Below are 21,043 nucleotides of genomic sequence, written 5' to 3' on the forward strand. Positions count from 1 at the left end.
TATTATTGGAGGAATGTCAAATGAAGAAAAAGTGGCAATTGTGGATCGGTGGCAAATGGCGAGAGGCTAAATCGTATGAGCCTTTATTTAATCCCCATTCAAATGAAGAAATTGCACAAATTGGACAGGCTGAACCAGCGGATGCCATTGAAGCGATTGTTGAGGCAAATGCCGCTTTTCAGAAATACCGATCCTACCCGGCTCATGCACGAGCAGAAATTTTATTTAAAGCTGCAGCAATCATGGAAGAACGCAGTGAAGAACTTGCGAAAATCATTTCTCTAGAGGCGGCGAAAACGATTCGAAATGCTCGTGAAGAAATGAATCGTACGGTTCAGACCTATCGTTTTGCAGCAGAAGCGTCCAAGAACAATTATGGAGAGCAAATCCCAATGGATGCGGCAGTTGGCGGGGTAAACCGTTTTGGCTTCACGGTTCGCACCCCAATTGGCGTCGTTACTGCGATTACCCCATTTAACTTTCCCTTTAATCTGGTCGCACATAAAGTTGGTCCAGCTATTGCGGCTGGAAACTCGATTGTGTTAAAACCTGCCGAACAAACCCCGTTGAGTTCACTGGTTCTTGCCGATATTTTTAAAGAAGCAGGGTTGCCAGATGGAGTATTGAACATCATACCGGGAAAAGGGGATGTTTTGAGTGAAGCATTGACCACCCATCCACATGTAAAAAAAGTGACTTTCACAGGCAGTGTAGAGGTCGGACACCTTATCCAGCAGCAGGCAGGCTTCCGTAAGCTTACCCTTGAACTCGGATCCAATTCGCCGTTCATCATTGATGAAGGAGTCGACATCGATAAAATCATCCAAAGAAGTGTGATGGGTTCATTTACGAATAATGGGCAGGTGTGTATATCGATTCAACGAATTTATGTCCACAAATCACTATACCAACAATTTTTAGATCGATTCGTAAGTACAACAAAACAGCTTGTCATCGGTTCCCCACTGGAGGAAAATACAAATATTACAGCGGTTATTTCAAAAAAATCATTGGAACGGTTACAAAGTTGGATTGACGAGGCAGTACAGGAAGGAGCAAAAATTGAGTGCGGCGGTACAGTGGAAGGCAATGTACTATTGCCTACCGTCTTAACCAATGTAAATCGTGACTCAAAGGTATTTCGTTTCGAAGTATTTGGTCCAATTGTCTGCATTTTCCCATTCGATACGCTGGATGATGCCATCAATGATGCAAATGATTCGCGCTACGGATTGAACTCAGGAGTGATGACTCCGAGTATAGAACGAGCTTTTTATGCGGCGGAACGCTTGGAAACAGGTGGAGTCGTAATCAATGATATCCCAACTTACCGGATTGATAATATGCCTTATGGTGGCTGGAAGGACAGCGGAGTTGGCCGAGAAGGCGTCAAATATGCGATGCATGAAATGATGGAGCAGAAGTTTATCAGCTTTAAAATAAGCGACAATTGAGGAATATTAACGCGTAGTAAATGAGACGGCGATATCTTAAAGATTTCGTCTTCTTGTTTTGTCGTAAATTAATGTTTTTATTGTAGTCTTTGTTCTTATTATTAATGGGCACAATCATTTCATCATCACTTCTATACATAGACGATTTTTTAATAACTAAAAACTGTATTTTTGTTTTCTCTTTCAAAATGACTCTTAGTTACATACGGTTGTATTTTAGTTGAAAAATATAAAAGCCACCATATACGGCAGCTTTCACTTATTACTTCAATTCTTCAATTATTTCAGCACCATAAGAGTTGTCGATTATGCAGCGCCATGTACCGGTGGAATCCTTTTTAAATACATATGTCGCGGTTCTTTCCATAGAGAATTCGGAATCTTCCTTTTGATTGGCACTTAGCTGGGCTTTTGCCACAACCAATGCCGTATCACCCGTTTCGATTATTGCCATCTTATCTTGATTGACGATTAAACTATGGTTAAAGTATTCAGCGATAGCTATGAATGCCCGACGAATTTCCGCTTTCCCTTTTGCAAATGTTCCAGGTTTGACAACTAAAGTTGCATCCTCTGAATAGAACTCCATTAACTGATCGAAATCCTCATTATTTATTGCCCTGTCCGCATTTTTTATGATTTGTTCCAGCTCATGATTCTGCATATTCACCATCCTATTCAACTTCTCTTAATTGGACCGCTCTTATACTAATTGATGTTCGACTGTCATGTTTGGATATCCTGCTCAAGAAGCATTTTAAATAAAAGTTGAATTCCCACCATATATTTTCAGCTAAAATACGTAAAGAAATCAATATGTCAGTTGCTGTTTCCATTGTTCTAATGAGGCAAGCAAGTTAGGCATTCCTTCCTGACCGAAATATTCCAGAGAAACAAAGCCTGTATAATTCCGCTTTCTCAATTCTTCGAGTAAGCGAATATTGTCAACATCCCCACTAAAAATGGGTGCTGGTTTGTTTTTATATCGCTCTTTATGATTGTAGTGATAATTTTTTAAATGTACATGGCTGACATGGGGGAAGATGGATTCCAATACCTCCTTCGGATTCAATTGATCAACGTATAAGTTAGCACCATCGAAAATCAGTTTTATCCGTGGATGGTCAATATCTTCTAAAAGTTTTTGAATGGCTTCGAGGTTATCAGCAAAAGAGTCATAGTGAATTTCTATTGCTACATCCACTCCATAGAGATCGGCCATTTGCCCTAATTTATTTAATTCGGTAGCCGTTTCCGACCATTGCTCTGGTGAGGCATTCCTTGATGCTATATGTCCTGCGAAAGTCCGTATTAATGGGCAGTTTAATTGATGAGCCATATCTAACAATTTTCTTGCTTGATTGATTTCATTTTGATGTTCTTTTTGGTTCCAGAGTTTTGAAAAAGTCGTATATCCACTAATGGATGGTATTTGTAAATCATTGTTTTCTAGTAATTTGGCTAACTTGTCCAGTGGTCCATGCTTCTCCTGAAATCGTTCTATATGTTTATTCCATAATTCAAGTCCTTTAACATCCGCTTGCAACGGAAGCAACCAATTTATTATTTCCTCTATGTCCCATTCTTTAAATCCTGTAGTGCATAAACTCAGTTTCAATGTAATTCCGCCTTTCTCCTTTTATTTTTTCATTGTGATTTCTATACGCTGTACTTTTCCGAGAAGGAAGATATAAGCAAAAGCGCCAATTAGGGCCACTACGGATATAAAGGTTAACGCTGCTGCATAAGAATGTGTCGCACTAATGATTAAACCGACGATTAACGGAGATAATGCCCCGCCAATGTTTGCTACAAAATATAGTGAGGAACCCGTTAGGCCTACCATTCCTTTCGGGGCAATATCAGCTAAAAGGGCTCCGGTAACTGTTGATGCCATCCCCTGTCCAAAGAATGCTATCGCCATAAAGGTGATGACTATGTTTGGTGAATCCGTATAATTCCCCCCGAGAATCAAACAAGACAGTAACAATCCGACAATGATGGGAAGTTTACGTGCCAATCCTGTTGATACCCCGCGTGTCAGCATCCAATCTGAACATCGGCCGCCAATGAGGGTTCCTAATATGGCTACGATGTAAGGAATACTCGCATAAATTCCAGTTTTCAACATCGTCATTCCCTTTTCATCAATCAAATAGGATGGAAACCAAGTCATAAAGAAAAACAAAGTAGTTTGAATGGAAAATTGCCCGATGAACATTCCCCAAATTTGACGGTGTTTAAGCAGTTGGCCTATTCGGTTCCAGGAGAAAGGATGCTTCTCTTCAGTTCCGATCATTCCTCCGCCTTCTTTGATATAGTTTAGCTCTTCCTGAGAAATCCGCATATGTTCCCGGGGGTTCCGATAGAATCCATACCAAACAAATCCAATAAGAATCCCTATAATTCCGGCGATATAAAAAAGGTAATTCCATCCAAAGGTTATGATGATCCAAGTAAAAACTGGAGTCAGGAAGGCTAACCCAATATATTGGGTACCCGTATAAATCCCTACAGCAGTAGCACGTTCTTTTTTAGGAAACCACTCGGATACACACCAGGCATTAGTAGGTATGGAGGGAGATTCAAAGGCACCCAGTCCTATGCGATATGTAATAAGTGACGATATATTTTTCGCGGTTCCTACCATGAATGTAAATACAGACCATAAAATGAGGGAAACCGTGTATACTTTTCTAGGACCGAATCTATCAAGAAAGTATCCGCTGAATAGCATGGAGAAGGTATAGCTCCAGCCAAATACGGAAAATATGATTCCCATCATAGCCGGATCAATATGTAAATCGGCTTGAATATTCGGAGCCGCAAGCGAAATGATGGCACGGTCGATGTAATTAATACACGTGACTAAAGCAATTAGAAATAAGATGAACCATCGAACAGTTTTCTGTTTTCCTTTTTTTGATCTGTCAGTTACCGGTTCCGATGCGCGATCTTCTATTATTGCCTTTAATTCTGAGCTCAATATTTTTCCCCCTTAACCTAATGCCCAATATTAGTACATCGTTCTACTAAATTTTATTGAAAATTTTAAAAATGCCACTATATTTCCTTCCTTTACTTACAACCTGAGTTTAATATTTTCAAAAGCAGTCCCTAGAAACATTGAATTGCAGATCCCCTTGTTGCAAAGTTAAACAACCAAGGGGATCGTATTCCGAATTGTGAATCATTTCTTTAAATAGTTACAGTCTTCTCTGATTCTACCTCTTCATTGTCCTCCTTGACTACCCTGTCAAAAGATCCATGTTTTTCTTGGACCAGAATATAACCGACCGCTGCGATGATACTTGGCAGGGCAAATGTAGCAAAAGCCACCTTCGGATCCATGCCTGTTGACAGAAGAAAGGCAATTAAAGTAGGAGCGAGAATTGAGCCAATCCTGCCGATAGCTTGCGAATAGCCCATACCCGTCGTACGGATTTCACGGGGGTAATATTCTGTGATATACGGATTGGCTAAGTTCATGGCACCTACAGTACAGGCACCCCCCATAAAAATCAGTAAATATACTCCGATGGTATTAGTCGTAGCGCTCAATGCGACAAAGGTAACGGCCCCTAATAAGAATAGTGTAACAAGAATTTTACGATGGCCCATTTTTCCAGCATAATAACCGCCTACTAAGGAACCTCCAATTTGACCAAGGCATAAAACCAGGTTAAATGAAAGGCTTGAGGTGATACTGAATCCGGAATCCTGCATCATTTTTGGGAGCCATGTATTTAATCCGTAAGCCATCATCAATGTACAGAACACAGCCACCCATATGGAAACCGTACTGAATGCCCGTTTGTTCGTGAATAGTTTTTTTACTGGAGATCCTTTTCCCCTCTGTTCAGCTTCACTAAGCCTGAAATCGTCTGTTTCTTTAAAATCCCCTTCTGGTTTGACTTTATTGAGGATTTCAACAACCTTACCAATTTCCTTCTTTGCTAAATAGTAGGAAAGGGATTCAGGAAACTGCTTCATGAATATTGGAAGTGTAAGTAATGGCAAAATTCCAATAAAGTATAATACACGCCAATCCGTATAAGGAATGATATACATTCCCACTAATGATGCCATGATTCCACCGATTGAATAGCCACAATACATCGCAGCTACAATGATGGCCCGATTTTGTTTTGGGGAATATTCAGTCATTAGCGATATTACATTCGGCATCAATGCTCCCATGCCAATTGCCGCAATGAAACGCATGACGGTGAACCATGTGAGGTTGGGTGCAATCCCTGCCCCCAAGGTAAATACGCTGAACAAAATCATACAAATGACGAGAACATTCTTCCGGCCATATTTATCTGCAATCGGTGCTAAAATCAGGGCGCCAATCATCATGCCGAATAAGGAATAACTGCCCACTGCCCCTGCCTGAATGGAAGTTAAATCCCACTCTTCCATCATCCAAGGCAAACCCACACCATACATCGCTATTTCATACCCGTCGAAAGCGATGGCATAAAAACACCAAAGAAAAACAAGTAAATGAAAGCGGTTAAATTTACTGACAGCAATGATATCCGAAGCAACTACACTACGCATTTTCCGCCTCCCACCATTTTTAAAAATATCCTTCGAATGTATTTTCCGAGTTCCTATTTTGGAACTCGGAAAATACTCGGAAAAATCAGATAATCTTTATTGGAATTGCCCATTAACAAAGCATCTTTAGTATTCTTATTACCTAAGGGAACAAAATCCTTCTTAGAAAATCTTCACATGTATACTCTTATCGATGATTAGTTTTTCACGACAGCCTTATTGAAAACAGGTTTATCTTGTAATCTAAGTTCAAAATCTAAATGAGCCGTATAATAATCATTTTTCAATCCTTTTTCTGCACCGGAATGTTTTTCTAACTTTGTAATTAAGCTTCCGCGAACACCTTGTGCAACATCATTTTCTAAATATTCATCGCCTTCAAAATATATTTGTGTTACTAATCTATCGCCATTTTCCGGTTGGAATAAGAGATGCAAATGTGCTGGACGAAATGAATGATGATCAATCCACTTTAAGAATTGACCAGAAGGTCCATCTGTTGGAATTGAATAATTACCCGGTACAACTGTTTTTATTTCAAAATTACCATTCGCATCCGTATAAAAAGCACCACGTAAATTATCATCTGGTATACCTTCAGCGAAGTATGAGTATTCACCGTTTGTATCAGCCTGCCACATATCTATTTTGGTATTTGACAACGGATTTCCATTAACATCTTTAACAGATCCTGAAAAGTAAAGGACGTCACCTGGTTCATTTTCACGTTGTGGCAACACTCCGGGATTTTGAACGACTGGCGTATTTTCTATGTAATAAGGTCCTAGAATAGTAGGTTCCGTTCCTTTTACACTTTTATACATTTCCTGAAGTGCATGAGTTTCAAAGAAAACATCCATAAATAACGGAATTTCCCCTGCCCTGCCTAATTGATCCATCCAATCAACAAGAGCTTGATAGTCATTGTGATCAATTTCGTATTCACTAACTAATTCCTTGAATTTAACTACCAATCCATTATAAACGTCGATTACTTTTTGATTCTTCATAATACTTCCTCCAATTTTTTAAAGTTTTTATATTTGTTGATTTTCAATGATGGTACTGATTCCTAATCCACCTGCTATACATAATGTGATTAGCCCATATCTTTTTCCGGTTCTTTCTAACTCATGTATCAATTTGGTTGCTAAAATTGCTCCAGTGGCACCAATAGGATGTCCCATGGCAATGGCACCGCCATTAGGATTCACCTTATTCATATCAAGCTTCAATTCTTTGATTACTGCCAAAGCTTGTGCAGAAAAGGCTTCGTTCAGTTCAATTAAATCAATATCATTCAGTTTCAACCCTGACATTTGAAGCGCTTTCAAGGTGGAGTTGACAGGCCCAAGCCCCATGAAATTTGGTGATACGCCTGCTGCCGCTTGAGCGATCATTCTTGCTTTCGGCTTTTTACCACGCCTTTTTGCTGCTTCTTCCGACATTAGTATCAGAGCGGATGCACCATCATTTCTTCCACTACTATTTCCAGCGGTTACTGTTCCATTTTTCTTGAAAACCGGTTTTAAACTAGCCAACTTTTCCAGACTGGTTTCTCTTGGGTGCTCATCCATATTAAATTCTATTAACCCTTTTTTCGTTTTAATTTGATAGGGAACGATCTCTTTCGAAAATAATTCAGTAGAAATTGCCCGTTTTGCATTTTCTTGGCTCCTTAAAGCAAATTCATCTTGTTCAGTCCTTGAAATGGAATATTTTTCAGCCAGATTTTCTGCTGTCATTCCCATCGTTAAGATCCCGTAATCTTCAACGGGCTGTGAACCTGGCTGGCTTTCCGTATTCGGGTCCAATAACTGTCCATTGCCTGATTTCAATCCAAAACGGATATTTCTCATATAGTATGGGGCCGTGCTCATTGATTCCGCTCCGCCTGCAATGATTACATCTCCAAGTCCGCATTGAATTTGTTGACTGGCAGAATTGATTGCCTGGATGCCGGATCCGCATTGTCTGTGTACGGTATAACCTGGTACTTCCACAGGAAATCCTGCCCGAAGCGATGCAACTCTTGCTAAATTTGACGCGTCTGAACTTTGTTTGGCTTGCCCCATAATCACTTCATCAATACTCTCTTTTGGAATATCCGCTCTCTTGATAACTTCATCAAGGACAGCAGCTGCCAGGAAATCGGCAGGAACATTTTCCAATGCTCCTCCTAATTTCCCTATAGCGGTGCGAACCGAGTCTATAATAACTACATTGCTCAATTTTCTACCTCCTGCTATTTTTATTTCTTTCTTCTAAACTATCCTTATATCTTTGGTGAGCTATTTTCAGGGCAACAATCACAGACTGCTGCGATGGAGCTAAAAAGTCCGTTTTAATATTCTCAATTAAAGAATCAATATCTTTACTAAAATCAAAACCAACTATCATTCGCTTGAAAAAATCCTGGGCCAAAGTTGTTAAAAACGTAAATTCTGCATTAATGATGATGTGACTTTCCTTGTGAATTTCCAGTACCATCCCAGCGTATTTATAATTTTCATACATGCTCGTATTTTGCGGCGCCTTCGCATAGGCGGTGATTAATAATGTTGGCTGTCCCATATAAAACTACATCCTCTCAAGATTACTTGCATAAACTAGTGGGTTTTCCATAATCCCCTTTCCAGTTTATATTAATTAAAGACCTCTTGAAAAATGTTTTACTTTTTCCATATCTATCTCCATGCCAAATCCTGGACCATCCGGGATGATTATTTCATAATTCTCATATTTTATTTCGTTTAGCGTAATATTTTCTTTGAAAAGTAACGGACCAAATAATTCAGTACCGAATTCAAATTTGGGAATGGTTGAATAAAGTTGTGCACAAATGGCCGTACCTAATGATGATTCAATCATCGTTCCCCCATACAAACCAAAACCTACACCTTCAGCAATCGCAGCCACTTTTTTCGTTTGGGTCATCCCGCCATGTTTACATATTTTCAAGGCGAAGGAATTACCTGCTCTATGTTTAGCTATTTGGAATGAATCTTGTAAAGAATTCAATGACTCATCGGCCATGATCGGGACCTTAAAACGATCGGTCAATCTTGACATCCCTTCATTATCCCAAGCTGGCAGCGGCTGTTCGACCATGGAAACCCCGCCTTCCTGTAAAGCTTCAATGCAATACGTAGCCGTTGTTTCATCCCATGCTTGATTAACATCAACCGTAATGCGTGCTCGATCCCCCACGGCTTCAATAATTTTCAATACATGCTCCACATTCTTATATGGATTCCCTTTGCCAATTTTCAATTTAAAGATATTATGACGTTTTTGATGTAAGGATTCTTTCGCTTCTTCGATATCTTTATTCGTATCCCCACTTGCCAATGTCCATGCTACCGGCAATGATTTATGAATTTGTCCTCCGAATAATTCATAAGCAGGGATGTTTCTCCTTCTGGCTACTAAATCCACCATGGCTGATTCAACGACAGCCTTCGCAAAATTATTTCCTCTAACATTGAGTGAAACTTCATGCATGATTTTGTCATAATGGACGGGGTTTTTACCAATGATAAGCGGGGCGATATATGTATCAATATTCACCTTGATCGCCTCAGGCGTCCCCTCACCATACGAAGCCCCGCCTATTGTCGCCACCTCTGCCCAACCTTCCGCCCCCTCTTCATCCATGACACGGGCAAGAATGATCGTTTGTTCTACGATCGTATGCATGGCAAGCTGGTGAGGACGAATTGTGGGTAAATCAATAATGTATACATCTACTGAACGTATTTTCATTTAATCCACCTTTTTAACATTTAATAGATAAAATCCGCTTCTGTTTTTGCTCTTACTTCTTCGATCGTTACACCGGGCATCAATTCAATCAATTTCAACTGTTTGTCAATAACTTCAAAGACAGCCAACTCGGTGATGATCATGTCAACGCTTCTAGTGGAAGTAATCGGGTAGGTGCATTTCTTTAAAACTTTACTTTTACCTTCCTTACTTGTATGTGTCATGGTCACGATCACTTTTTTGGCGCCAACCAACAGGTCCATCGCTCCTCCAACACCCATGATATTCTTGCCTGGTACCGCCCAATTTGCAATTTCACCGGTTTGACCTACCTGCAAAACACCTAAGATGGCAACATCAATGTGTCCTCCACGGATCATTGCAAACGATTCTGCACTATTAAAGAATGATGCACCAATCGATTCCCCTACCGGTAACTTGCCTGCATTAACTAAATTGGGATCGATTTCATCTTCATCAACTTCTGCAACCCCTAATAATCCATTTTCCGTATGAAAAAAAACATTTTCATCATCAATGTATTTTGCAACCAAGGTCGGAATCCCGATTCCAAGGTTCACTATACAAGGGCCCGTCAATTCTTTTGCCGCGCGTCTTGCTATCATATTTTGCATTAATTCTTTGTCACTCATAAACTTTGACACCTTCCTTCGTCAGGATTTTCTTTGCCTTAATAATTCCATCGACGAATAGATGCGGTGTTACAATCTCCTCTGGCGGGAGTTCTCCAGGTTCAACTATCTCATCCACTTCCGCAATTACGACATCTGCAGCTGTTGCCATTCCCGGATTAAAGTTTCGAGCCGTTTTATAATAAACAAGATTACCAAGTGTATCTGCCTTCCATGCCCTGATCAAAGCTACATTTGCTCTTATGGCAGGTTCAAAAATATATGTAGCCCCATTTATTTCCCTTTCTTCTTTTCCTTTAGCTAAATCGGTCCCTACACCCGTTTTCGTATAGTAACCGCCTATGCCAGCACCGCCAGCACGAATGGATTCCGCTAATGTCCCCTGTGGTAATAGTTCTAATTCAATTTCCCCACGTTGGTAAAACTCCCCAATTTCACGATTGCTTGTAAAATAAGAACCAATCGCCTTTTTTATTTTCTTCTGGCTTAGGAGAACTCCCAGCCCTTTTCCTTTCTCGCCTAAATTGTTACTGATTACCGTCAAGCCTGCTACATCCTTTTTGGCCAAACCATCTATTAATGTAAGAGGGGCACCGATCAAGCCAAATCCACCTACCATTAATGTATGACCGTTCTTCACACAAGATAAAGCTGCTTCTATATCTTGATGTACTTTCGTCATGTTTTCCCCACCAATCTCACGTTACTTATTTTCAATCAATGAATCACTTGCCTCAAACCAAGCAGGTATTCCAGCAGTCAATAAGCAAATCAGACCCACTTCAGCTAATTGTTCTTCCGAGGCCCCATTTAACCTTGCCGCCTCCATCCATTCCCCAACCTGTTCCCCTTTTAATTCTGTAATGAATATTCCTGTCATCAGAAGATGTTTTAGCCTTTTTGAAACCACTGAATCACTTAATATATAATCTTTGAGGGAGTTTTGGTCTTCCGATTTAACCAGTTTCAAAACATTCGAGACGAATCCCGTCTCCTCATCCCCTAATAGTTCAATCATATAAAGCAGGATTTCTTCTGCTGTTCCTTGATGGCCACTTATTTCGGGATATCGAATGCCTTTAAGTGTAAGAGCATACTCCAAAGACTTCATTCCTGTTTTTAATGCTTCTGTTCCGTTATATAAGTATGAAACTATTAGATATTCCACCAGTTCCGGTAATGTTGCCCCGCCATCGATTGCCCCTTTTGTATGGTAAACCATACTTCGTTCATACAACCTCGCAGCATTCATGCCTACCAGTAAAATATCTTTTTCCTTCTTCGTCAAGGCTCCCTCTTGCATGATGTTACTGCGTAAGTTGGTATAGTGATCAAGTGCATTGGGGCTATAATCGTGCATTTTTTTCACCCAGCCTGGTACCGCATCATAAACTTCTTTGAAATACAATAATCCCTCGCTCATTCGTCTGCACCTCTTTAAATTAATTGTGAATCAAGTATCGATAGTGCCCTTATAGGTGAGGCTGTTGCATTTTTTAGTTTTAAAGGGATCCCGAAAAAAAGAAAGCGAGAATGCTTAGGTAGTTTTTCAAGATTCACTAGATTTTCAACGATATATATATCATGGTTCAGTAATTTTTGATGAATTCCGCTTTCTGAATCCTGGTTCAAATCGGCATTGGGCAAATCCAACCCGACAATATGTATTTGCTTTTCAATAAACCATTGGGCCACACTATCATCTAAGGCCTGCGCTTCAAAAAAGCCTTCTTCCCCCCATGATTTCCCCCATGTCCTGATGAGGACGATATCGTTTTTTTCTACATACACCCCCTGCCTGCGTTCCGCCTCTTCAAGTAAAGCTTTCGTAACAGGTTCATGTGTCGCTTTTAACATGCTTACATCCAGTATGAGAGCATCCCCAAACATATTCTTCAGATTGATGTTTTCAACTGACTCCCCGTTTTCAAAGTAATGTGAAGGCACATCGACATGTGTCCCACTATGGTCAGAAAAAGAAATCAACTTGGAACGGTATCCTTTAGGAAGTGAATCAGATTTCCCCTTTTGTTCAAGAGGTTCATCTTTAATGTCTATTGCAGGTAAATCATTATTTGTAACTAGACCATCGTAAAGTTCCAATGTTAAATCAATGATTTTCAACCATAAAACCCCCAAATTCATTAAGCGTTTACATTATCACGACAAAAATGGCTACCCTAAACATTACTATCAATAATTGACAGCAGGTGTTTAAGGTAGCCAGTTGTTCACTAGTTGTTATTAAAAAAGGTTATTTTTTAATAGCTAATGAATAGGCAATAATTAAGTTTATTATATATTCTTAATATTACACTATTTTCTGTTAATTTCAATATCTTTTTTAAAAATAACTGCAAAAAATCAAATTCGTTTTAAAAAAGATTTTATTCCTTCGTTAATCTCCACTCTATTTTCAAACACCATTGTATAGTGATTACATGTAGAAACGATCGTTTCGATATCAGGGGTATATTTCTTCGTATCAGCATAGGCTTCTTCATAAAATAATGGAGGAAATTCCCCTATTTTCCCACTGGCATACACCAATAAGGTTTTACAGGAAATTTGTCTACAAACTTCTTTAGGGACAAAAGAATAAAAACTATCAAAATCCCTAAGAATGCTATCTTCTGATGATTTATTCTCCCAGTGACCATCCACTTCATGAACCTCATACTCCGCCACACTTTGCAGGTGATCCGTCCATTTGATACCCAAACGGCTATAGATTTCCTTAATTTCTGCAATATAACTTTCCTGAGATTCATATTCTTTACTTAATCGGCCTAGTGATGGTTGTACGATGTCCCTTTGTTGTTGAGAGGAAATGGCCGCACCATCCAATAATATCAGTGCCTTTACCGAAGTTAATTTGCTGGCAACAATGCTTGAGATGAATGCTCCCATTGAATACCCGATCAAAATCGGATTTTTAATCTTTAACTCTTGAATTAACTCAATTACATCTTCTGCATGTTTAAAAAGAGAAGTCTGCACATCTGCCCTCGAACTATTTCCCCTCCCTCTTAAGTCAATCGAGATGACTCTGTACTCGCCTTTTAACATTTCTGCATAATAATGCATTTGCTTATGATTACCCGTTAAACCATGTATGGCGATGATTGGCCCTTTCTCTCCAGGATAATCTGCAATTTGAATTCTTTGGTTCCCCAATTCCTTTACATACATTTCCATAGTGACACTCCTCCATTTCCATGATTATTAACATAAACCAACCAGCATATTTAATAAAAAAAGCTATCTTAACTTCACCATCAAGGTAACTTGATCGAGAAATTAAGATAGCCAGTCAGTTCATTAATTTTCATTAAAAAAGGGCTTTTTTTAATGGTTAATGAATAGGCAAGTTATAAATACATGTAATGATTCCATTTTACATGAAGTTCGGATTTTTACAATTATTATTTGATAATTTCGATTTCTCAGTAACTTAAAGTCGGTACCTGGGAATTTTATTGAAGGAGATCCCCTATGGTCTCACTCCAACGTTCAACAACTGCTTTAGGGTTTTTCAAGTCGATTTTAATTCCAGAGCGTATTTCAGCATACTTAGCCATATCCTCCCGTGCCTCTACTATTTGGGCGTGGAATCTTACTCTTTTATATTGGACATATGGCAGCTCTTTTAATCTCTCTAATGAAAGGCGAATATATTGTGCTTTACCTTTCCAAAACAAAACCAGTGTAGCTTTATGGGTACGAATGACATTGGCTGTAGTCGAAGTATCCGGCCATAGGCCAATCCTTAATTCGGTCCTGCTTACCGCTACGATCTCACCTACGCTAATCATTGCAGTATGCGGCCATCCTTCTTCACTTATCGTTAACAGCATCATGGCTTCATGCTGCTTGTCGACAAGTTCTTTACCATTTAACAAGTCGAATATCTCTTCTGGCATTTCCATCCCATTCATTTTTTCACCTTTTTCTTTAATTCCCTAGTAATCTGTTATATTTTGGTGCGATATTTCATTCCGTCCCACCGTTTCGCACCGAGAGTATCGATTTCAAATTGATCTAACGCACGATAAGCCAGATGATCAATGATATCGTTAACATTCTCAGGATGATTATAAAAGGCTGGCATCGGAGGGAATATAATGGTCCCCATTTTGGAAAGCGCCGTCATATTCTCCAAATGAATCGTATTCAGAGGGGTTTCTCTAGTCATTAGTAATAATTTTTTTCTTTCTTTCAACATGACGTCAGCAGATCGCGTTAATAAATTATCCGCTAGCCCCATGCGAATGGAAGCTAGTGTTTTCATACTGCAAGGTGCTACGATCATGCCATCAACCCGGTACGATCCACTTGAAATTCTTGCTGCTTGATCTTTGTAAGAATAGGAATGATCAGCTAATCCCTCCACTTCTTTAACAGAATATGATGTTTCATGTTGAATGGTGGCATGTGCCCACGGGGACATGATTAAATGGGTCTCCACTTCACTGCTTTTAAGCATCTGAAGAATCCTAATTCCGAAAATGGCTCCAGTCGCTCCTGTTATTCCAACAATGATTTTCATTAATTCCCCTCCTTACATTAGTCATCGAATCGAAACTTTATGGAAACTTATGCATTGGAAAATCCAGGAACGAATCGACTTGGATCAACCTCTTTAAATTCGGACCTTTTAAATTCATCTTTTAAATGAAATGGTACTGTGCAGTCAAAAATGGTTTTACAGGAAATCCCCTTTTCCTGAATGGTAGGGCTGTATGCGGGATCTTGTGTAGGATCTAAGGGATGACAGCGCACTCCTGGAATGAAAACCGTATCAACATCACCTTGGTAACGAGTATTTAACGCCCATAAAACATCATTGCTATCGAAGGGATCCACATCTTCATCCACGATGAATACATGCTTAAGTTCAGAAAAGGCAGAGAACGCCAATAGTGCAGCTTGTCTTTGGCGCCCTTCATCACTTGGCTGACTTTTCTTGAATTGAAGAACAGCCATGTATTTACCTCCTCCTGAAGTATGGGCATAAACATTCAATAATTTGCCTGGCATGGACTTTTCCACCATTTGCAGAATGCTTGCTTCAGTTGGAATGCCAGCCATATTCACATGCTCCTCACTTGGACCAATAACTGTTTGCATGATTGGATTGACTCGGTGAGTTACGGCTTTCACTTTGATTAGAGGCAGATCCGCAACAGCTGAACCTGTATAACCAGGAAATTCCGGCATTGCCTTTCCAGTATTGGTGTTTTGATCTTCCCGAACACGCACTCCGGGGACCAATTCCCCTTCTATTACATATTCAGCATTCGCGATAGCTTTTTCATCAATGGTCAAGCATTGGACCAATTCTACCGCTTCTTTCCTGATCGCCCCTGCTACACTCAGCTCATTAAAGCCAAGGGGAGTCGTAGGTGCTTCAAAACAAGCAGCGACTTCAATAGCAGGGTCAACACCGATACTAATGGAAATTGGTAACGGTTTTCCTGCTTTTTCAGCCTTTTCACGAAAAACTTCTAAATGGCGGCCAGGAACAAAATACATGGACATCTCATCTTTACTTTGTAAACATAATCGGTGTATCGTTATATCAGATTCACCGGTTTCTGAATCGGAAGCATAGCACATTCCTATGGTGATATACGGGCCTGCATCTTCCTCTGTATTCGTAGGCGCAGGTATTAATTTTCTGATATCGAAATCGGGATCTTCTGCATAGTGAACCACTTCTTGAGCTTTCGCTTTATCATTCGAAATGGTGATTGGATCAATTGGATTTTTTACAGCTTCATTTAAAAGGAACCCGAGCCGATCCGGTTTTGTATCCAGCATGTGGCCGACTCTTTCCCGGCTCGCTAAAAGTCCGATCACCACGCTTGAATCTTCATGTCCCAAAACATGATTAAAAACCATGGCAGGTCCGATTTTTGTTGGACGCATCACTGTCCCGCCAGCACCGACATGACGATACACCCCAGATAATTCAGCATGAGGATCGACTGGTTCATCCGTTTCAATCAATTGTCCTGGAATCGACTTCAGTAGTTCCAGCGCAGAACGTAAATCTGTCACTTTATTCATTTTTTCAGACATAATAAATCCCCCTATCACTTTGTGATCAGTATCCTATGTATAGTCAATCAAATAACCTATATGTTATCGGTTACAAATGATATTCTAAAGTGTATTTCTACTATACAGTCAATGGATATTTGAAAATTCAAGTAATTTTCTCTACAGGGATTTGCAGCTGACAAAAATCAACACTACTATCATTCTCGTAAAAGGTCGTATCCAATAAGCAAGCGTCCACAACGTCCCCAATAATTCTATAGTGATTTTCACTGATCCATTGAACCAATTCATTTAAAAACTCAATGTTATATGGCATTCCATATTTATATACACATGCATATTGCCCAGCAGGCAACGTCATCATGTTATCCATATCAGTATCTATAAAAGGTAATGCAGTATATATTCCCGCACCCTCGAAAACATCATCCATTCCAAGTTTATCCTTTAAAATAACCGTGCCAAATCCCTCAGACGGAAGCATTTCATGTTTACTTAATACATTCCAAGCTTTCATCAGCGTTAAATGTAATTCTTCACGGCACAAATCATTTTCAAATGGTATAAATAAGACATGCCTTTCAGGAAATTCTTCTATAATAGGTTTATCCAATTCACTTTTAATATTTTTGGCTTCTGAATATTTCATTAATCTCTGTTGAATAAATGTACGGGTATTCATCAAGGCATTTATTTCTTTTTCTATGAATTCTTGATGAAATTCCAAAAGTGATATGGCAGTGGTTAAATTCCGATTTCCAATATGCTCCTTAATATCATTCAGTTTGATGCCAATCGACTTCAAAAAGCAAATTTCCCTTAGAAATGGAATCTGAACTGCACTATAGTACCGATAACCATGTTCATCTATATGTACCGGTTTAAATAGATCGATTTTATCGTAATAAATGAGTGTTTGCCTTGAGATACTGTGAATGGAAGCCATTTCACTGATTGATAAGTAATTGTCCATATGCGCTACTCCTCTGCAAATACTTTTTGTGAATTTCCTTCTAAGTCTTATATCATATATTAATTTTTTAATTTCCCTCCTTCCATTCGGCAGCTACAACCGCTTGGAGAGGGTCAGTATTCTAAAGAAAACTTCAATTCCCTCTAACTTTACCATTTTTCTATTTAAAATGAATGGATATTAAAGATCCTGCCTATCGAAAAAATGGATCATATCAACATCTTCATTTAGTTGAATAACAGGAAGTAATATAGATGATTGACGACTCTACTTTAATATTCTAGAATTATTAGATATTATTTTGGAGGTTTTTGTTTGCTAAACTTATGTTCATTACTGGGTGAGTAAACTTTCTTAATGATTTATACATTTAGAAAGTACCATTTGTAGAATATATAAAAAAGAGTATTTTTATAAAGAATAGGAGACTATAAATGGATATCTTAATTAGACAAGAACTCACTGAAGATTACACTATGACAGAAAAAGTTGTAGAAAGAGCTTTTAAAAATGAAGAATATAGCGATAAAAAAGAACATTTCCTTGTCAATCGTCTTAGAAGTTCAGATGCTTTTATTCCAGAACTTTCTCTAGTTGCAATAAACCAAGATAATGACATTATAGGTCATATCTTATTGACGAAAATACAAGTAGTAGACGATGAAAATACTGCTGATTCTCTAGCACTTGCTCCAGTTTCTGTTGCTCCAGAGTATCAAAATAAAGGTGTTGGAAGTAAATTAATTCGTGCAGCACTAAAAAAAGCAAAAGAAATTGGATATGACTCAATAATTTTATTAGGTCACAAAGATTATTATCCGAAATTTGGCTTTAAACCAGCTAACTTGTGGAATATTAAAGCTCCATTTGATGTACCAGATGACACGTTTATGGCTTTAGAATTAACTGAAGGCTCTCTTCAAAATAAACAAGGCACTGTTCATTATCCAAAAGCATTTTTTGAATAAATACTAGGTAATATTGATTTTTTACAAAGAGATTGTTATATGGCAATCTCTTTTTTTATTGAGTAAACAAGCTCCATTTGCCCTTTTAGTAAAATTTAACCCTTTACGCCCGAAGGCCGCCAATTGGCGGCCTTCGGGCATTCAAACACCTTTTATTAATTTCCGTATTCCCTCTTTTATCCAGTCCATTATTCGTTCAAATATGCCCATGCATATTGAGCATAAAGTTCTGCACCGGTAGCAAGCGCATCCTCGTCGATGTTGAATTTCCCGTGATGATGCGCCCATTCCGTATCCTTTTCAGGGTTTCCTGATCCAACTAAAGCGAAGCTTCCGGGTACTTCATCTAAATAGAAGCTAAAGTCTTCTCCCCCCATTGTTGGCTTTTCATTATATATTGCGTCATCGCCAAACGCTTGTGAGGCCACCTTTTGCACTAATTTGGCACTGTATTCATCATTAATGACAGCTTGCGTTCCACGGTAGTACTCAACCTGTGCGGTCGCACCGTAAATATTAGCAACATTTTCAGCATAAACCTGGAGCTGTTCTTCAATATGGTCACGTGTTTTAGGATCAAAACAACGGACAGTCCCTTCAATGACGGCATTTTCTGCAATGACATTAAATCGTGTGCCAACGACCATTTTTCCAACTGTCAAAACAGCGGGATTTTGGGGGTCGACCGTTCTTGATACGACAGACTGTACATTCATGACGAATGAAGAGGCGACAATAGTTGCATCGATACAGTCCTGTGGCATTGCACCATGTCCCCCTCTTCCTTTAAACGTTACTGTAAAGATGTCTGCTGAAGCGAATGAAGGTCCTTCAGTGCAAGCGACTTTGTTTGTTGGCATTTGCGACCAAATATGTATGCCAAAAACATTATCAACCCCTTCAACGGCCCCTTGTTTAACCATTTCCTTTGCACCTGTTGCTACTTCTTCAGCTGGTTGAAATATTAATCGCACATTCCCAGGTAATTCTTCTTTTATTTCGTTTAGTGCCTTCGCCGCAATTAATAGCATTGATGTGTGTGCATCATGACCACATGCATGCATTTTTCCTTCTTCTTTTGAAGCATACGGCAAGTCTTTATTTAATTCTTCTACAGAAAGGGCGTCCATATCTGCTCTTAATGCTACCGTCTTTCCTGCCTTACCGCCTTTAATTTCTGCAATAACACCTGTTGGTTCTGCTTTTCGATAAGTAATCCCTAATTTTTCAAGGTAGTCACAAACAAAGGCAGTTGTATTTTCTTCTTCCCATGATAACTCAGGTTCGCTATGAAGTTTTCTACGTATTTCTGTTAATTCATCACTATAATTTTGAATCGCTTCTTTTATCGTTTGATTAATCATTCTTATTCTACCTCCGTTAAACATTTAGCCACTTCGTAAAATATTTGCACTCCATTTGCCAAATGACGTGCATCAGACCATTCCTCTGGACAATGACTTAGTCCTGCTTTATTTGGAACAAAAAGCATGCCAACATCAGTCACATCGGAAAAAACCATCGCATCATGACCAGCTCCACTATTAATGGAACAGTATGGAATTTTCAAATCAGAACTTTTATCTTTTAATAAAGCCTTAATCTCATTACTCAATACCTTTGGGGGCATATATAACAGCTGTTCCGCCGCTGTATGGACCCCCTGTTCCTGATAGGATTCGATTAATTCTTTCATCCTCCTGATGACATTGTTAATATGTTCTTCCTTGCTTGATCGAATATCTACCGAAAATACCACTTTATTCGGTATGACGTTTGCTCCATTTGGTAAAACATGCAGTCGTCCTGTCGTGATAACCGTTCCTTCTCCTTCCTCAATTGCAAAGCTCGGTAATTGAGAAATAATTTGGGCGGCAGCAACCAATGCGTCCGTACGGCGATCCATTGGGGTTGTGCCTGCATGTCCTGCCTTTCCTTCAATGGTTACTTCAAATTGAGTTAAACCAACAATAGCTTCTACAACACCAATGGGGATATTCTTCTCTTCAAGGATTGGTCCTTGTTCTATATGCAATTCGAGAAATGCTTTAATGCTATTGGAATTTCTTCTTTTCGGAAGAGAGAAATCCAGTCCAATTTTTGACATCGCTTCAATTGTTGTGATACCATCTTTATCCCTTGAATTTTTAAAACTTTCCTCACTAAGCGTTCCAACTATTCCTCTCGACCCCATTAGCCCTCCGCCAAAACGAGCTCCCTCTTCTTCAATCAGGGCAACGATTTCCAATGGATATTTAGGTGTTAATTGATTTTCTGCAAATAGGGCAGCCACTTCAAGTGCAACAATTACACCGGCTGGTCCGTCATACGCACCGCCATTTGGTACGGAATCAAAATGTGAACCTACCAGAACGCTTGTGCATCTTTTAAAGTACCCTCAAGCTTTCCAAAAACATTTCCAAATCCATCTTCCTGTACTGTCAGACCGTATTCTATCATTTTATTTTTTATATAATTGCGTGTAAGCAAGTCTTCCTTGCTATACGTAAGCCTGGTAGTCCCTTCTCCGGGTGTTGATGTAAATTCTCTCAAATCATTTATTTGCTTTTCTATACGTTCGCTAAGTCTCACTCAGAA

General features: G+C 39.2%; 20 protein-coding genes and 1 pseudogene. 2 read left to right on the plus strand and 19 right to left on the minus strand.

The genetic code is table 11. The features are described from left to right. Nucleotides 1-20 precede the first annotated feature (20 nt). A complete protein-coding gene (locus tag V3595_RS08055; RefSeq protein ID WP_485906430.1) occupies nucleotides 21-1,454 on the plus strand; it encodes an aldehyde dehydrogenase family protein in 1,434 nt (477 codons plus the stop codon). 262 nt (nucleotides 1,455-1,716) lie between these two features. Here V3595_RS08055 and V3595_RS08060 read toward each other — a convergent pair whose 3' ends face one another. The 17 genes from V3595_RS08060 to V3595_RS08140 form a co-directional block, all read right to left on the minus strand. Next, the gene (locus tag V3595_RS08060; protein WP_485906432.1) at nucleotides 1,717-2,118 is read right to left on the minus strand and encodes a YybH family protein; all 402 of its coding nucleotides are present in this window, start codon (nucleotides 2,116-2,118) and stop codon (nucleotides 1,717-1,719) included. Between the two features lie 147 nt (nucleotides 2,119-2,265). Continuing rightward, the gene (locus V3595_RS08065; protein WP_157830963.1) at nucleotides 2,266-3,072 is read right to left on the minus strand and encodes a sugar phosphate isomerase/epimerase family protein; all 807 of its coding nucleotides are present in this window, start codon (nucleotides 3,070-3,072) and stop codon (nucleotides 2,266-2,268) included. Between the two features lie 21 nt (nucleotides 3,073-3,093). Next, on the minus strand, nucleotides 3,094-4,440 hold the full coding sequence (locus V3595_RS08070; protein WP_485906434.1) for an MFS transporter: 1,347 nt from the start codon (nucleotides 4,438-4,440) through the stop codon (nucleotides 3,094-3,096). Nucleotides 4,441-4,652: 212 nt separating this feature from the next. Next, the gene (locus V3595_RS08075; protein ID WP_485906436.1) at nucleotides 4,653-6,020 is read right to left on the minus strand and encodes an MFS transporter; all 1,368 of its coding nucleotides are present in this window, start codon (nucleotides 6,018-6,020) and stop codon (nucleotides 4,653-4,655) included. Nucleotides 6,021-6,217: 197 nt separating this feature from the next. Continuing rightward, complete coding sequence (locus V3595_RS08080; protein WP_260357309.1) at nucleotides 6,218-7,030, minus strand: dioxygenase family protein; 813 nt, start codon at nucleotides 7,028-7,030, stop codon at nucleotides 6,218-6,220. Nucleotides 7,031-7,057: 27 nt separating this feature from the next. After that, nucleotides 7,058-8,251, minus strand: a complete 1,194-nt coding sequence (locus V3595_RS08085; RefSeq protein WP_485906438.1) for a thiolase family protein — start codon at nucleotides 8,249-8,251, stop codon at nucleotides 7,058-7,060. A 4-nt stretch (nucleotides 8,252-8,255) separates the two neighbouring features. Further along, entirely contained in the window at nucleotides 8,256-8,594 is a 339-nt protein-coding gene (locus tag V3595_RS08090) for a DUF3870 domain-containing protein (RefSeq protein ID WP_048687694.1), read from the minus strand. 75 nt (nucleotides 8,595-8,669) lie between these two features. After that, nucleotides 8,670-9,785 carry a muconate cycloisomerase family protein gene (locus V3595_RS08095; protein WP_485906440.1) on the minus strand — a complete coding sequence of 372 codons (1,116 nt, stop codon included), beginning with the start codon at nucleotides 9,783-9,785 and terminating at the stop codon, nucleotides 8,670-8,672. A 20-nt stretch (nucleotides 9,786-9,805) separates the two neighbouring features. Beyond that, nucleotides 9,806-10,438: a 3-oxoacid CoA-transferase subunit B gene (locus V3595_RS08100; protein WP_485906442.1), complete on the minus strand. Its 633-nt coding sequence runs from the start codon at nucleotides 10,436-10,438 to the stop codon at nucleotides 9,806-9,808. After that, nucleotides 10,431-11,120: a CoA transferase subunit A gene (locus V3595_RS08105; RefSeq protein ID WP_101221735.1), complete on the minus strand. Its 690-nt coding sequence runs from the start codon at nucleotides 11,118-11,120 to the stop codon at nucleotides 10,431-10,433. The genes V3595_RS08100 and V3595_RS08105 overlap by 8 nt, the downstream gene beginning before the upstream one ends. A 21-nt stretch (nucleotides 11,121-11,141) precedes the next feature. Then, nucleotides 11,142-11,861 carry a carboxymuconolactone decarboxylase family protein gene (locus tag V3595_RS08110; RefSeq protein ID WP_485906444.1) on the minus strand — a complete coding sequence of 240 codons (720 nt, stop codon included), beginning with the start codon at nucleotides 11,859-11,861 and terminating at the stop codon, nucleotides 11,142-11,144. A 14-nt stretch (nucleotides 11,862-11,875) separates the two neighbouring features. Next, nucleotides 11,876-12,562 carry a cyclase family protein gene (locus tag V3595_RS08115; protein WP_485906446.1) on the minus strand — a complete coding sequence of 229 codons (687 nt, stop codon included), beginning with the start codon at nucleotides 12,560-12,562 and terminating at the stop codon, nucleotides 11,876-11,878. Nucleotides 12,563-12,802: 240 nt separating this feature from the next. Beyond that, the gene (locus V3595_RS08120; RefSeq protein ID WP_485906447.1) at nucleotides 12,803-13,636 is read right to left on the minus strand and encodes an alpha/beta fold hydrolase; all 834 of its coding nucleotides are present in this window, start codon (nucleotides 13,634-13,636) and stop codon (nucleotides 12,803-12,805) included. 278 nt (nucleotides 13,637-13,914) lie between these two features. Then, nucleotides 13,915-14,376 (minus strand): pyridoxamine 5'-phosphate oxidase family protein, encoded by a 462-nt coding sequence (locus tag V3595_RS08125; protein WP_485906449.1) that lies wholly within the window; start codon nucleotides 14,374-14,376, stop codon nucleotides 13,915-13,917. Nucleotides 14,377-14,411: 35 nt separating this feature from the next. Further along, the gene (locus tag V3595_RS08130; protein WP_101221732.1) at nucleotides 14,412-14,987 is read right to left on the minus strand and encodes a non-oxidative hydroxyarylic acid decarboxylases subunit B; all 576 of its coding nucleotides are present in this window, start codon (nucleotides 14,985-14,987) and stop codon (nucleotides 14,412-14,414) included. 47 nt (nucleotides 14,988-15,034) lie between these two features. After that, nucleotides 15,035-16,522 carry a UbiD family decarboxylase domain-containing protein gene (locus tag V3595_RS08135; RefSeq protein ID WP_485906451.1) on the minus strand — a complete coding sequence of 496 codons (1,488 nt, stop codon included), beginning with the start codon at nucleotides 16,520-16,522 and terminating at the stop codon, nucleotides 15,035-15,037. Between the two features lie 127 nt (nucleotides 16,523-16,649). Continuing rightward, on the minus strand, nucleotides 16,650-17,477 hold the full coding sequence (locus tag V3595_RS08140) for a MerR family transcriptional regulator (RefSeq protein WP_485906453.1): 828 nt from the start codon (nucleotides 17,475-17,477) through the stop codon (nucleotides 16,650-16,652). Between the two features lie 434 nt (nucleotides 17,478-17,911). On the opposite strand from V3595_RS08140, the gene V3595_RS08145 reads away from it, so the two are divergent. Continuing rightward, nucleotides 17,912-18,445: a GNAT family N-acetyltransferase gene (locus tag V3595_RS08145; protein ID WP_485906455.1), complete on the plus strand. Its 534-nt coding sequence runs from the start codon at nucleotides 17,912-17,914 to the stop codon at nucleotides 18,443-18,445. A gap of 188 nt (nucleotides 18,446-18,633) precedes the next feature. On the opposite strand, the gene V3595_RS08150 is transcribed toward V3595_RS08145, so the two are convergent. Together V3595_RS08150 and V3595_RS08155 are read right to left on the minus strand one after the other, a co-directional pair. After that, on the minus strand, nucleotides 18,634-19,809 hold the full coding sequence (locus V3595_RS08150; RefSeq protein WP_485906457.1) for a M20 family metallopeptidase: 1,176 nt from the start codon (nucleotides 19,807-19,809) through the stop codon (nucleotides 18,634-18,636). A gap of 2 nt (nucleotides 19,810-19,811) precedes the next feature. Beyond that, nucleotides 19,812-21,037, minus strand: a pseudogene (locus tag V3595_RS08155) (allantoate amidohydrolase). Nucleotides 21,038-21,043: the final 6 nt, after the last annotated feature.

The sequence above is a fragment of the Bacillus sp. CFBP9009 genome, from assembly GCF_036541465.1.
Classification (GTDB): domain Bacteria; phylum Bacillota; class Bacilli; order Bacillales; family DSM-1321; genus Peribacillus.